Origin of the sequence: uncultured Agrococcus sp. (assembly GCF_945915485.1) — a bacterium.
Lineage (GTDB): Bacteria > Actinomycetota > Actinomycetes > Actinomycetales > Microbacteriaceae > Agrococcus.
Map to the genome: position 1 here is coordinate 1 of NZ_CAMEFJ010000072.1, position 13352 is coordinate 13352.

General features: G+C 65.1%; 14 protein-coding genes. 4 read left to right on the forward strand and 10 right to left on the reverse strand.

The window, feature by feature from the left end; translation table 11 throughout:
- Positions 1–7: 7 nt before the first annotated feature.
- The 3 genes from Q0O95_RS10720 to Q0O95_RS10730 all read right to left on the reverse strand — a co-directional run bounded on the left by Q0O95_RS10720 (position 8) and on the right by Q0O95_RS10730 (position 2538).
- Entirely contained in the window at positions 8–682 is a 675-nt protein-coding gene (locus Q0O95_RS10720) for a metalloregulator ArsR/SmtB family transcription factor (RefSeq protein WP_293698308.1), read from the reverse strand.
- A gap of 166 nt (positions 683–848) precedes the next feature.
- Positions 849–2087, reverse strand: coding sequence for a VanZ family protein (locus tag Q0O95_RS10725; RefSeq protein WP_293698309.1), 1239 nt, complete (start codon positions 2085–2087; stop codon positions 849–851).
- 79 nt (positions 2088–2166) lie between these two features.
- Positions 2167–2538 (reverse strand): hypothetical protein, encoded by a 372-nt coding sequence (locus Q0O95_RS10730; RefSeq protein WP_293698311.1) that lies wholly within the window; start codon positions 2536–2538, stop codon positions 2167–2169.
- A gap of 61 nt (positions 2539–2599) precedes the next feature.
- Here Q0O95_RS10730 and Q0O95_RS10735 point away from each other — a divergent pair, with 61 nt between their 5' ends.
- Positions 2600–3439 (forward strand): aldo/keto reductase, encoded by an 840-nt coding sequence (locus Q0O95_RS10735; RefSeq protein WP_293698314.1) that lies wholly within the window; start codon positions 2600–2602, stop codon positions 3437–3439.
- Between the two features lie 209 nt (positions 3440–3648).
- On the opposite strand, the gene Q0O95_RS10740 is transcribed toward Q0O95_RS10735, so the two are convergent.
- The 5 genes from Q0O95_RS10740 to Q0O95_RS10760 are packed head-to-tail and all read right to left on the reverse strand — an operon-like array spanning position 3649 to position 9467.
- Positions 3649–4392, reverse strand: a complete 744-nt coding sequence (locus Q0O95_RS10740; protein ID WP_293698316.1) for a glucose 1-dehydrogenase — start codon at positions 4390–4392, stop codon at positions 3649–3651.
- Positions 4393–4397: 5 nt separating this feature from the next.
- Positions 4398–5828 carry an MFS transporter gene (locus tag Q0O95_RS10745; protein ID WP_293698318.1) on the reverse strand — a complete coding sequence of 477 codons (1431 nt, stop codon included), beginning with the start codon at positions 5826–5828 and terminating at the stop codon, positions 4398–4400.
- A 50-nt stretch (positions 5829–5878) separates the two neighbouring features.
- Entirely contained in the window at positions 5879–7069 is a 1191-nt protein-coding gene (locus tag Q0O95_RS10750; RefSeq protein ID WP_293698321.1) for a M20/M25/M40 family metallo-hydrolase, read from the reverse strand.
- Positions 7066–8295 (reverse strand): PLP-dependent aminotransferase family protein, encoded by a 1230-nt coding sequence (locus tag Q0O95_RS10755; RefSeq protein ID WP_293698324.1) that lies wholly within the window; start codon positions 8293–8295, stop codon positions 7066–7068. Before Q0O95_RS10755 ends, Q0O95_RS10750 begins: the two co-directional genes overlap by 4 nt.
- 5 nt (positions 8296–8300) lie before the next feature.
- Complete coding sequence (locus tag Q0O95_RS10760) at positions 8301–9467, reverse strand: M24 family metallopeptidase (RefSeq protein WP_293698327.1); 1167 nt, start codon at positions 9465–9467, stop codon at positions 8301–8303.
- A gap of 236 nt (positions 9468–9703) precedes the next feature.
- Here Q0O95_RS10760 and Q0O95_RS10765 point away from each other — a divergent pair, with 236 nt between their 5' ends.
- Both Q0O95_RS10765 and Q0O95_RS10770 read left to right on the forward strand, forming a co-directional pair.
- Complete coding sequence (locus tag Q0O95_RS10765) at positions 9704–10594, forward strand: LysR family transcriptional regulator (RefSeq protein ID WP_293698330.1); 891 nt, start codon at positions 9704–9706, stop codon at positions 10592–10594.
- A gap of 45 nt (positions 10595–10639) precedes the next feature.
- The gene (locus Q0O95_RS10770; protein WP_293698333.1) at positions 10640–10897 is read left to right on the forward strand and encodes a hypothetical protein; all 258 of its coding nucleotides are present in this window, start codon (positions 10640–10642) and stop codon (positions 10895–10897) included.
- Here Q0O95_RS10770 and Q0O95_RS10775 read toward each other — a convergent pair.
- Positions 10887–11330, reverse strand: a complete 444-nt coding sequence (locus tag Q0O95_RS10775; RefSeq protein ID WP_293698336.1) for a hypothetical protein — start codon at positions 11328–11330, stop codon at positions 10887–10889. The genes Q0O95_RS10770 and Q0O95_RS10775 overlap by 11 nt on opposite strands.
- Positions 11331–11355: 25 nt before the next feature.
- Entirely contained in the window at positions 11356–12240 is an 885-nt protein-coding gene (locus Q0O95_RS10780) for a GNAT family N-acetyltransferase (protein WP_293698339.1), read from the reverse strand.
- Positions 12241–12347: 107 nt separating this feature from the next.
- Here Q0O95_RS10780 and Q0O95_RS10785 point away from each other — a divergent pair, with 107 nt between their 5' ends.
- Entirely contained in the window at positions 12348–13124 is a 777-nt protein-coding gene (locus tag Q0O95_RS10785) for a DUF3159 domain-containing protein (RefSeq protein WP_293698342.1), read from the forward strand.
- Positions 13125–13352: the final 228 nt, after the last annotated feature.

The following is a 13352-nucleotide window of genomic DNA, read 5'->3' on the forward strand; positions in this document are numbered from 1 at the left end:
AGATTCGCTACGCCGCGTCAAGGTCGATGCTCTCTGATGCGCGCCATTCGACGATCCCCTCGGTCACCGCGCGCGCATCGAACCCCCGTGCACGGAGAAAATCCGCGGCCTCGCGTGCGAAGCGGCAGAGCTGCCCGCGACAGTAGATGACGACAGGAGCGTCCTTGGGCAGCTCGTGGAAGCGTTCACCGAGTTCCGGCATCGGAATCGACACGGCTCCCGCAAAGTGCCCGGCCTCGTACTCTTCGCGCGGCCGAACATCCAGCACCGTCATGCGGGACTCGATCGCCGAAGTCTCGATGGTCGTCGAAGCCGCCTCGTCGCGGAGATAGTCGTCGACGACATCCCGCATGCGCGGGTAGCGCGCAATCGCCACCCGCTTCGCGGCCGTGAACAGGGCGGCGACGTCGTCGCCCGCCAGTCGGTAGTGGATGGTCGTGCGCTCGCGGCGGGTCCGGACGAGCCCCGTGCGCTTCAGCGTCTGCAGGTGCGACGACGTCGTGGTCAGCGCCATGCCCGACAAGGCGGCGAGGTCTTCGACCGAGTGCTCTCCCTGAGCGAGGATCTCGAGCAGCTCGAGCCGCCGGTTGTTGGCGAGTGCCTTGAGCGACTCGGCGAACGCCTCGAAGACGACATCCCTATCGTCGCTATGAGCGAAGCCCACATTATTCCGATCATCCATGGAATAACAATATAGTCGGGTTTCTCGCCGGCGCAACAGTTCCGCCCGCGGTTCCCCAGTCTCGTTACCCGTGCCGATTCCCGGTCTATGCCGATGCTCATCGAAATTGCGATGGCCTCCCCTTTTAGACCGAGAAAAGGCGGGGCTCATCTCGTTCGTGTCGGGTTCAGTCGTGTTTCTTCTCCGAGACCCTCGGGCTTCCGTGAGGCGAGAGCGCTGCTTCCCCGTCGGTCTCGGCAGCTCGGGTCGCCGGGCTCGGCGCGGCAGCGCTCGGCATGCGGGCATCCACCTGGCGCGTCCTCGCGAACACGTCGGTCAGCGTGCGGTGCGATGCGAAGAGCACGATGACCCAGGCGATCGCGAACGGCACGGCCGTCAATTGCACGAGCCAGAACGCGAGGTCCACGACCAGTTCCGCGATCACGCCTCCCCCTGCGACGAGCGCATCGCGCACATCGCTCGCGGTCATCCACAGCGCGGCCGGCAGGATGCTCGTCGAGAACCGCAAGAACCTGCGCCAGAATCCGGTGCGGCCTCCATCCACGCGCGTCACGGACGTCCAGGTCACCCACTCGCCCACGGTTGTTCCGCGAGCCAGGACGAGCACGAGCTGCACGGCCAGCGTCACGAGCAAGACGCCGAAGTACACGCGCATCCCGATCTCATCGCTAATGCTGATGCGACCCGTGACGTACCGGGCGGCGACAGTTGCGACGGCGGCGAAGAACTGCGGCACGAAGCCGATCGTCAGCAGGTCGATCAGCACCGCGGAGATAGAACGCCACCGGGTATATGGGCGAGCCGTCAGCCGTGCCTTGCGATCGGTCGACGGCTGGCCGGGCAACAACCGCAGCACCGGGGCGATGAGCGCGCCGATAGCGGCGCCCGCGGTGTTCATGATGAGGTCGTCGGCGTCGAAGACCCGCCACTGACACGGGAACAGTCCGAATGCGGCCGTCAGCTGGGTCACCTCGATCAGCAGCGAAACGGCAGCGCCTGCCACCACGGTCAGGAACCACCGCTTCGTCACGAGCTGCTGCACGAAAACACCGAGGGGTATGAACAGCAGCACGTTCAGCCCGAGCTGGGCAACGACCTGCCGCAGAGAGGCGGTGCTCGTGCCGTCGAGAGCGTCCCGAATGTCATCGACGAACCCGCCCGGCCTCAGATTGCTCCGCATAGGGTGCGAGCACGTCTCCGCCCAGTCGCCGGGGAACGGCAGCATCGTGTACCCGGCGAGCGCGAACGCGTAGACGATCGAACCGAACAGGATGATCGTCGAACCCCAGCCGAACGTGCCGGTGCGACGCCAGTGAATGATCAGATACGGCAGCGCGATGACGAATGCGACGAAGCCCGCCCCGAGAAAGGCGAGGCCTGCGGTTGTGGCGTAGGTGTTGAGCACGGCATCCATTCTTCACGGTCGAGGAAGCGCAACTCGACTTCGCACCCTGAATCGTTCTCGCGGATGACAGCGAGGGGTCTTAGGCGGATGCCCGCTTACGCTTGCGTGCGCGCACGACCAGCAGCACGATGCCGGTGGCGAGAATAGCGAACCCGGTGAACGAGGTGATCCAGCCGAAGAGCGACATCCCGAAGGTTTCCTCTCTGAACGCATCGACGTTGCCGCCGCCGCCCAGGAGGAACATGAACGCGATCAGGAGCAGCGCGCCGCCACCGATGAGCAGAACCAGGCTGCCGAAGACGATCGCGGCGATGCCGCCTCCCAAGAGACCGCCGTATCGCGGGGCCGGGGCCCGCTGTTGCGTGTGCGTGGCGAGGGGACTCTGGACGATGCCCGGCTGAGGGGGTCCGCCGGCGTACGGGTTGTGAACGCGGGGGCGCTGTTGCGACATACACGACTCCTGAAAGTAACAGTTCGACCCTACGCACTCCACCTCCGCGTACGGTGGAAGCATGACTGAAACCCCGCAGATTACCCTGAACGATGCATCGTCGATTCCCGCAATCGGCTTCGGCACCTATCCGCTCGTCGGTCGAGAGGGTTTCGAAGCGGTCTCGAGCGCCATCGACGTCGGTTACCGTCTGCTCGACTCGGCGGTGAACTACGAGAACGAAGGAACCGTTGGAGCCGCGATCTCGGGCTCCGGAGTCGCCAGCGACGACATCACGGTGCAGACCAAGCTCCCGGGCCGCCACCACGACACCGACGCCGCCGTGCGATCCGGGTGGGAGTCGCGCTACCGCCTCGGAGTCGAGCAGATCGACGTGCTGCTCATCCACTGGCCGAACCCGATCACCGGAAAGTACCGCGAGGCATGGCGCGGGCTCGTCGAACTGCAGCGGCAGGGAGTCGTGCGCACGATCGGCGTCAGCAACTTCACCGAGCAGCATCTGCGAGACATCATCGACGACTCGGGTGTCGTGCCCGCGATCAATCAGGTGGAACTGCATCCCCGCTTCCCGCAGCAGGAACTGCTGGCGGCTCATCGCGAGCTGGGCATCCAGACGCAGGCCTGGAGCCCGCTGGGCAAGCGCAAGCCCGCGTACGAAGATGATGCCGTCGCCTCCGCAGCGGCCGCTCACGGGGTGAGCCCCGCACAGGTCATTCTGCGCTGGCACTTCCAGCGCGGCGTGATTCCGCTGCCGAAGTCCGCGACTCCGGTGCGGCAGGCGGCGAACCTCGGCATCTTCGGGTTCGAGCTGACGCATTCGGAAGTCGCGGCGATCACGGCGCTCGGTCGCGCAGACGGACGCCTCTTCGACGGCGACCCCAACCAGCACGAAGAGCACTAGCCTCCAACTGCACCCCGCGCCGGTACTGACCTCTGACTTCGTCAACTTCTCGGTCGTCTGACGATGGGAAGGCGTTTCTGCGGCGTGTCGTCGCCCAGCGACCGAGAAGTTGGCGGCGAAGAGGAGTTGACGCGGTTGCGGAGGTGGGTGACAGACAATAAGGAGCGGGCCCGGCGCATTGATCGCCGGGCCCGCTCCAGTGTCGAGAACTACTTCGCGGTGTAGCCTCCATCGACAGGGATGTTCGCCCCCGTGATGTAGGAGGCACCGGGCGATGCCAGGTACGACACCGCGTGCGCGACATCCGCCGGCTCGGCGACGCGTCCCAGCGGGATCGCCTCCGAAACCTCGCGCTCCTTGGCTGCCGGATCGTCGAATGTGCCGAGCCACTCCGAGAACATCTCCGTGCGCGCCATCCCGGGCGCGACGGAGTTGACCCTGATGCGGTGCGGTGACCACTCGACGGCGGCTGCTGTCGTGAACGACCGCAGAATGCCCTTCGAGGACGAGTAGATACTCATCTCCGGAACACCGATCGACGCGAGCCGACTGGTGATGTTGATGACCGCGCCGCCTTCGCCCTGCTTGATCATCTGCCGTGCGGCCGCCTGGGCCATCACGACGGGAGCGAGACCGTTGGTCTCGTACAGGTGGCGGATCTCGTGCACGGGAGCGTGCTCGAGAGGCGCGTTGTAGTCCATACCGGCATTGTTCACCAGCACATCTACTCGGCCGGTGGCCGACAGGGCCGCCTCGACGACCCTGTCGGCTGCGCCGTCTTCCGTCAGGTCTGCCTGCACGAAGTGCGCGGCTTCCCCGATGGAGTCGGCAACGGCCTTGCCGCGATCGGCATTGCGCCCCGTGACGATCACCTCGAACCCGTCGTCCGCCAGCCGGCGTGCGATATCGATACCGAGGCCGCTCGTTGCGCCCGTGACGATTGCGGTTGCCATATGTTCTACTCCTTTGGTTTGTTGATCTTGCCGATGAGGATCTCGCCGGTCTTGACGCGGAGGTGGTCGTCGTCACCGGGCACGCCCTCGCCGCGAAGCGAACGACCGGCGGTCTCGTTGAATGTGAGTACGGCCACCAGACCGATCGCCGCCATCAGCGTCAGGTAGAAGCCCGGGATGTAGGGGCTGCCGGTTGCACCGATGAGCAGCTCGTTGAAGAACCCGGCAGTACCGCCCAACAGGCTGGTTGCGACGTTGTAGCCGAGCGCGAATCCGGCGTAGCGGACCGTGGTCGGGAACAGCGCCGGCAGCGTTGCCGAGATATTCGCCAGCAGCATCACCAGGAAGATACCGAAGATCGCCAGACCCAGGATCTGCAGGAAGACGACGCCGGTGTTGAGCAGGTAGATCGCGGGGAGCGACCCGACGAGGAAGCCGATGCACGCCGTGATCAGCAACGGACGACGGCCGATCTTGTCGGAGAGCGCACCGATCGGGATGATGATCGCCATCATGACCAGCTGCACGCCGACGAGCATGAACCCGGAGGTCACGTTCGACATGTCGAGCGATGTTTCGAGGTACGTCGGCATGTACGTGAGCACGAGGTAGAAGGCCGAGTTGATCAGTACGACCAGACCCATGATCTTCATCAGCTGTTTCGGTTGCTTCGTGATGAGGTCGCCGAGCACCTTCCATGCGGAGTCCTTCGCCTCGCCCTCCTGCTTGGCCTCTTCGAAGGTCTCCGACTCATGGAGCTTCGATCGCATCCAGAGCGCGAAGAGTCCGAGCGGCAGGGTGATCCAGAACGGGATGCGCCAGCCCCAGTCGTCCATGAACTCGTGACCGAGCGTGAGCTCCAGCACCGTGACGAGAATGGCCGCTGCCGAGAATCCGAGCAGGGTACCGAACTCGAGGAACGAACCCCAGAATCCACGGCGGTTGTCGGGAGCCTGCTCTGCCATGTAGACGGCAGCGCCGGCGTACTCGCCGCCCGCGGAGAATCCCTGGATAATGCGGCAGAGATACAGCAGGGCGGGAGCGGCCCAGCCGATGGTGTCGTACGTCGGAATCAATCCGATCGCGAACGTGGCCACAGAGATCATCAGAATCGTGAAGACCAGGATCTTCTGGCGGCCGATGCGGTCGCCCAGGGGGCCGAGGATGGCCCCACCGAGCGGTCGCACCAGGAACGAGATCGCGAAACCGAACAGCACCCAGAGGATCGCGCCGCTCTCGCCGTCGGTGTCACCGAAGATCTGCACGGTCAGGTATCCCGTCAGGTACCCGTAGATTCCGTAGTCGAACCATTCGATGGCGTTACCGGCCATCGCGCCCATTACGGACTTTTTGACGTTTTTCTTCTCCGCCGACGTGAGATCTATCTCACGGGTGATCGGCGGGAGCTCTTTCGAACTCCTCTTTGCTGCTGACATTAGGGATTCCCTTCTCTGTGATTCAGTTGGGGTCTTGTTGAGAGCCGTCGCTACCCGGCGGCAGCGACCTCACCGCGACTCGCCCACTGCGACACTGCAATGCGCGCGTATGCCCTCGCGGCGAGCTCGAGATCTGCGATCGGAACGCTCTCGTCTGGCTGGTGGGCCTGATTCCGGATGTCTCCGGGACCCATGATCACGACGGGGCAGCCGTGATGCTGATGAACGAAGCCGCCCTCACACGCGGCTGTCCAGGCTTCGACAGGGCTCTCGAACCGCTCGAGTTCGAGTGCCCTGACGACGTCTCGTGTCAGGGGATGGTCGGCTTCGGTTTCGAACCCGGGCATCTCCATGAGCTGCTCGACGCTCGTGCTGCATCCGTCGAGGGTGTGTTCCTGCTGGATGAGCGCGTTGAGACCCTTCATGGCATCCGCCCCCGACTCGTGGGGCATGAGGCGCCGGTCGACGAGGAGCTCGCACAGGTCGGGCACGATCGATGTTCCGTGCCCACCGCGGATGCGACCGATGCTCCAGGACGCCGAGCCCAGCAGGCCCTTCGCACCGGCGCGAAGTCTCTCGTGATCACCGGCGACGAGCAGTGCGATTCGGCTCGCGGCCGTGATCGCGTTCACGCCGTCCTCCGGCCGGCCGGCATGGGCGGCTTTGCCATGCACCGTGACTTTGAAGTTCGCGGCACCTCGGCAGGCAACCACGGTCGCCATGTTCGTCGGTTCACCCACGATGCAGCAGAGGTAGTCGCGAGTGTCCTCTTGCAGCTCGCGCCGCATCCCGAGCGACAGGTCTTCTTCGTCGGCCGTGACGAGAATCTCGATCGGGATGCTCGGGTCGACCTGAGTCACGGCAGCGGCTGCCTGCATGATCGCGGCGAGCCCGCCCTTCATGTCGACCGCGCCGCGGCCGTATAGCTTGCCGTCGACGACGCGCGGCATGAATGCGCTCGTGACCTGCCAGCCCGTGCCTTCGGGGACGACGTCGGAGTGGCCGAGGAACAGGATGCCCGGCTCGTCCGGCCCGAACTTGATGGAGAGGTTCGGGCGGTCGGGGGCGACGCTTCTGCGCTCTGTTCGTCCCCCGAGACGAGAAGCGATCATTTCGAGCACCTCGACGGTCTTCACCTCGGTGCCGCCGGGGTTCTCGCCCTTGGCCAGGATCAAGCTCGAGGTGTCGGCGACGATCGTGGCACCATCGATCAGCGCGAGTGCGTCTTCGAGGTCGGTCACGCGGCCCCTCGCTCTCCTGCTGCTCGGTACAGAACATCTGACAGCCTACGCACACCTTCGTCAATGCGCGCTGGTTCGTTCGTCGCGAAGCACAGCCTGAGCGCGTTTCGGAAGTCGCCTCGCGTCGAGAACGCAGGACCGGGAATGTAGGCGACGCCGGCGTCGATCGCATCGGGCACGAGCGCCTCGGTATCGACCTGAGACAGCTGATTTTTCAAGGCGAGCCACAGGAAGAAGCCACCGGAGGGATCGGTTGCGACGGCGTCGTCACCGAACGTGCTTGCGAGCGCTGTGCGCATGCGGTCCCGGCGCTCGCGGTACATGGGGATGACACGCCCGAGGTGTTCGTCGAGGTATCCGGCCTTCATGAAGTCCGCCACGAGGTGCTGCATGGGAACGGACGTGCAGGTGTCCATCGCCTGCTTCGCTGCCACGATCAACGGTGTGACTTCGGGGCTGACGTCGAGCCAGCCGACGCGCAATCCGGGTGCCAGAATCTTCGAGAACGTGCGCGTGGAGACGATACGCGGGTTGTTCGGGCTGAGCTCGTGGAATGTCGGCTGCCGCTCGCCCTCGAACCGCAGAACACCGTAGGGGTCGTCGTCGACGATCACGGCGTTCCAGCGCTCCGCCAGCTCGAGGAGCCGCTCACGGCGGTGGGCCGGCATCGTCGTGCCGGACGGGTTCTGGAAGTTCGGGATGCAGTAGATGAGTTTCGGAGTCGCACCCGCGAACCGCACGAGGTCGGGGAGCGCGTCGACGACGAGACCGTGGTTGTCCGTCGGCGCCTCGAGAAGGCGAGCGCCGTAGGAGAGCGCCGTCGCGTTCGCATTCGTGTACGTCGGCCCCTCGACGATGACGACGTCGCCGGGATTCACGAACAGCTTGCACGCGATGTCGAGCCCCTGCATGGCCCCTCCCGTGACCGTGATCCGGTCTCCTGAGGTCGGGAACCCGTGCGACTCGGTCAGCGCCACGATCTGTTCGATCAGCGCCGGCTCGCCCGCCGTCTCGCCATAGTCGAAACGACCCTTGCTGTAACGGCCGGAGATCTCGTCGAGCTGCTCAACGGGGATCAAGTCCTCGCCGGGAGCTCCCATCGCGAATTTCACGATGTCGTGGGTGCGCCCGGCGAGCAGTGTTGTCGATGAATCGATGACGCTGCCAACGAAGTCGTCGGTGCGACGGGCAAGAGGAAGTGCGTTCGCAGTGCTGGTTCGGTTCACAGTGCTCACCCCTTTACGATCAGTTCACGCGGTGCATCGGTGAGGACCTCGACACCGCTGTCGGTTACGGTCACGGACTCCGAAATCTCGCAGCCGGTTGATGACAGCCACATGCCCGCGATGAGGTGGAAACACATGCCACGCTCGAGCACCGTGTTGTCGTCGGCCCGTATCGATACGGTCCGCTCTCCCCAATCGGGCGGATAGCCTAAGCCGATCGAATAGCCGAGCCGCGAATCCTTTTCGAATCCCGCCGCGGTGATGTGGCGCTGCCAGAGGCCGTGCGCATCGGCAACGGACATGCCGGGTCGCATGCCCTCTATGACGAGGTTGAGCCCCTCCGCCGTCACCTCGGCGAGCCGCTCAAGCTCCTGCGAAGGTGGTGAGAGCGACACGGTCCGCGCGAGCGGTGCGTGATATCGCTGGTGAACGCCGACCAACTCGAGCGAAACGGCTTCCTCGTTGAAGCGCGTGTTCGAGTACGTCAGGTGCGGGGTATCGACCGCCTCGCCGGCCATCATGAGCGGAACGATCGCGGGATAGTCGCCGACAGTGTCTGCTGCTCCGAGCGCCTGTGCGCTCTGGATGATGGCCATGAGTTCCGGCTGCGGCAGTCCGGCCTCGATCGCATCGACTGCCGTAGCCATCACGTGGCTCGAAACGCGTCCAGCTGCGCGCATGAGGTCGACTTCGGCGTCGCTCTTGACGACGCGAACCCAGTTGACGAGTTCGTGCGATTCGATCAGCTCCCACTCCGGCAGTGCCTTGGCCAGAGCCAGGTAGCCGCGAACGGCGAAGAAGTGCGCATCTCCTTCGACGCCGACGCGCATCCGTTTGCCGTGGCCGGCCCCGCGGAAGCGCTCCGCAATCGCATCGAAGGGGTGCCGGTCGACGCGGTGCACGTACGACTCGGGGTAGCCGTCGACGTCGACGGAATCCGGGAATACCGTGCGGTGCGCGCCCTGCGCATCCATTGCGCGCGTGATGAGCAGCGGCTGCTGATCCGGTGTTACGAGCATGGCCTGAGGGGTGTAGAACGACCAGGCGTTGTACCCGCACAGGTAGTGGATATTCGCAGGGTCAACGACCAGCAGCGCATCGAGTTCGGCTTCGGCCATGCGCGCTCTCGTCGCGGCCAAACGGCGTGCATACTCTGCTGCGTTGATTGCCACAGACGCTCCTTGGATTCAATGGTGTTTGCCGGCCGCTGCTTGTGCGGCGCTTGTTGACCGTCGGCGGCCGCGCTGTGCGCGCTTCCTCCTTACCGTCCGCTGTGACGACGCTGCGCACCCTTACGCGGCGTCCGAGTCTGCTTTTCGACCCGGTCGCCTATGGCCACCGTACCCTCACTTGGATTCAGCTGCATTTCACGGTTATGTACGTTACCGTTAAGCAAATATGAAAGTAGGTGGATGTGCTCGATGTTTCGAGGCTGAGGCTGCTCGCAGAGTTGCGCCGGCACGGCACGATGGGTGCGGTTGCCGAAGCGCTCAGCTACTCGACCTCTGCCGTTTCGCAGCAACTGACGAAGCTCCAGGGTGAAGTAGGAGCCTCTCTCTACCACCGCGTCGGGCGTCGGCTCGAACTCACGCCTGCGGGAGAACTGCTGGCGGACGAGGCGGATGTCGTGCTGGAGGCCGTCGAACGCGCGCAGTCGGCGATCGATAACGCACGCGGTGAGGCCGGAACCGTGCGACTCGGGGTGGTGCCCACCATCGCGTGGACGAGCCTCGGCGACATCATGAGCGTCGTCGAGCGCGATCACCCGGCGCTGCGCATGAGCGTTTCGACGTACGAGCCGGAGTCCGGCAGCGTCGCCCTCGCGAATCGAAACCTCGACATCATGCTCATGGACGAATATCGCGGAATGCCCCGGAAGCGACAGAGCGGGCTCGTACGGGTTCCGCTCATGCGGGACCCGGTTCGCGCAATACTGCCTGCCGGAGCCGACATCGATACACCCCCGGAAGACCTGGATTGGGTGTTCGAACCCTTCGGGTCGGAGGCAGCGAGATGGGCGCTGGCCATCTGCAGAGAGCAGGGAATCGAACCCACGGTCCGCTACTACACCCCCGATATCGCGCTGCAGCGGAAACTCGTGCAAGACGGTCTCGCGGCGGCGTTTCTGCCGGACATCATTCGACGCGATGCACACGGCTACCGAGCCGTGCCGGGGTTCCCGGACGACCTGTACCGAACCCTCTACGCGGTCACACGCCCCGGCAGCTCGCGGCGCGCCTCCGTCGAGACCGTCGTCGACGTGCTGCGCACCTGCATTTCCACCAGGCCGGTTGCGTAGCGCCCGGGTGGGCGTTTCATAGCGCCGGGCCGTAAAATCTAGATCGTGACACGTCGAAGGAACCCAGCCGCGTGGGCCGCTTTCTGGCTCGGCCTGATAGGGCTCGTGCTGATGCCGATTCCGCTCTTCGTAGGGCTGATTCTCGGAGGAGGGCTCGCGATCTTCGCGGGCGTGACCGCGATCATCGCGCTCCTCCGATCGCGGCACAGGGACGGCAGGGGCATCGCTCCGGCCGTGTGGGCGCTCGTGTTCGTGGCACTCACCTTCGGCGGCATCAGCGTCGGAGGCGGCGTTATCTGGTAGCCGTCGCCAGGATCTTTCGTGCGGTCGTTGCCACGAGCGCGATGAGGAGCGCGATCAAGAGAACGTCCGCGGCGATGTAGACGTAGTGGAGCCCGCTGCCGCCCTCGCTTGCTCCCGCTATCACCGCATCCGTTGTCGCGTGCATCAACGGCCGAACCACGAGCGCCTTGACCGCGAGCGTGAGTGCGACCGCGATGCCGAGTATCCACTCGGGGCGCGACGCTCGCCCTCGCCACATCGCAAGCAGCAGCGCGAGCGCGATGACGCCCTCTGCGATGTTCATGGCCGCGAAGACGAGCCTTCCGATGCCCAGACCGAGCGGAATCGTGATGTCGGGCGCCTGAAACTTCAGGGGAGCCTCGATGAAGGAGATGCCGAGGATCAGCCCCAGCCAGATGCCGGGCAGGAGGATACGGAGAGCACGCTGCAGCATGCCTTCAGGATACGGCCGGGAGTGATCAGTCCTCTCGCGCCCAATCGCGGACGGGTGTCATCGCTTCGAATCCGGCCGACACGTAGGTGGCCACGGCACCCATGTTCGAAGATTCCGTTGCGACGCTCGCGCTAGAGGATCCCATATCGCGGAGCGCTGTGGCCGCCGCGCGCGTGACCCGGGTGCCGTATCCGTGACCGCGCTGCTCCCTGTGGACGCCCATGGGCTCGATGAGCCCCGGGCGACCTTCGCCGGCGGACCACACGGCCGTGACCGCAACCGTCTCACCGGACTCGTTCAGCGCCGACAGGATGCGTGCGGAATCGAAGAACGGTCCTTCGGATGCTCTGCCCCAGCCGTCGATGAGGTTGCGGAGGCGTTCGGCAGGCAGGCGAGTGCCTCGAAATGCCGACCAGTGGACGCGCCACCAGTCTTCCGTTTCACCGGGAGCGATGCTCTCGATTCGGATGTCCGGCTCCTCTATGGGAAGACGGAGGTCACGACGCAGCGGGGTCCAGGGTTCGTCGAGCGACCATCCGCGCGCTGCAAGGCTCTCGTCGAGAGCAGGAACACCGCGGACCTCGATGACAGCCGCACCGGGTGCCAGCATACCGATATCGGGAGCTGCGACATCATCCCCAATGCGCTGCGCCAGAACGGCATCGTCGCGATGCTCGGGATGCACCGCGAAACGCAGGAGGCCGGGGCCGTCGAGGAGCGAAACCGCAAGGATGCGTTCGTCGTTCGACCAGACGCGCACGGCATCCGCCGTTGCCGGGGTACCCTTCAGCGAGTGCCACCCGAGGTCGCCGGGGTGGAGCTGCACGGGGCCGTCGTCGGAGAGCCACTGTGCGAGCGCCTGCCCGACGTGTTCGAGCTCCTCGACACCGGAAGTTCGGGTGCGGATCATCGTCGATCCCTTCCTGATCGTCAGTTGCGTGCTCGGCGTCTGGCCGGCTCCACGATCGCGGAGCCTTGCAGATTAGCACGGGCTGCGGCACCGTAGACTGAGGGGCGGTGCTTGATGGACCTGCACCGGATCGTAACGAAGATGAGGCCGAGGCTTTGAGTCCCGAAGAACCTGCTCCCCATCGCCGTGAGTCCCTCCGCAGCCTGCTCGGTGGCGGACGCGCGGCGATCGAAGCGACCGTGCCCATCCTGGCCTTCGTCATCGGCTGGATGGCCAGTGGCAACGATGTTCTCTGGGCCAGTGGTGTCGCGGTGGCATCCGCCCTCGTCGTGCTGGTGCTCGGCCTGGCGCAGCGGCGGAAGCTGCGGGGCCTGCTGCTTGGGCTGCTGCTGACGACCGTCGCCGCCATCCTCGCCGTCTACATGGGCGACGGGCGCTACTTCTTCCTCGTGCGCATCCTGTCGAACTGCGCGAGCATCGTGATCTGGGCGATCTCGATCGTCATTCGATGGCCGTTCCTCGGCATCATTCTGGGCGCCATCGTCGGCACGAAGACGCGCTGGCGCCGCGACCCCGTACTGCTGCGCGCCTACAGCAGAGCGTCGTGGATCTGGGCCGCTTCCTACGCGTTCCGAGTCGTCGTGCTGATGGCGGTCTGGGATCGCACTTCGGTCGAGGTGCTCGGCGTCGTGCAGGCGCTGACGTCGTACCCGGTACTCATTGCGTGCATCGTCATCTCCGGCTGGGTGCTGTTCGGATCCATTCCGAAGCTGCATCCCGGCATCCGGCATCCGCAGGTTCCCGATGAGGTAGCGGGTGCGGAGTTCGAGGAGGAGCCCGTTTCCGACGACGTGCTCGACATCGACCAGTCCGACGCGAAATAGCGCGCTGGAGCTCTAGCGCGGGGGTCCTTTCGGACCGCCGCGGCGACGCCAGCGCCGGCGGCCGTCTCGGCTGCCGGTTTCGCACTTTGGAGCTCTTGAGCGGGAGCTCTTTCGGACCGCCGCGGCGACGCCAGCTCCGGTGGTCGTCTCGGCTGCCGGTTTCGCTTTTGGAGTTCAGCTGGCTTGGGTTTTCGCGTACGTGGAAGACGCGGTTTTCACAAGCGACTG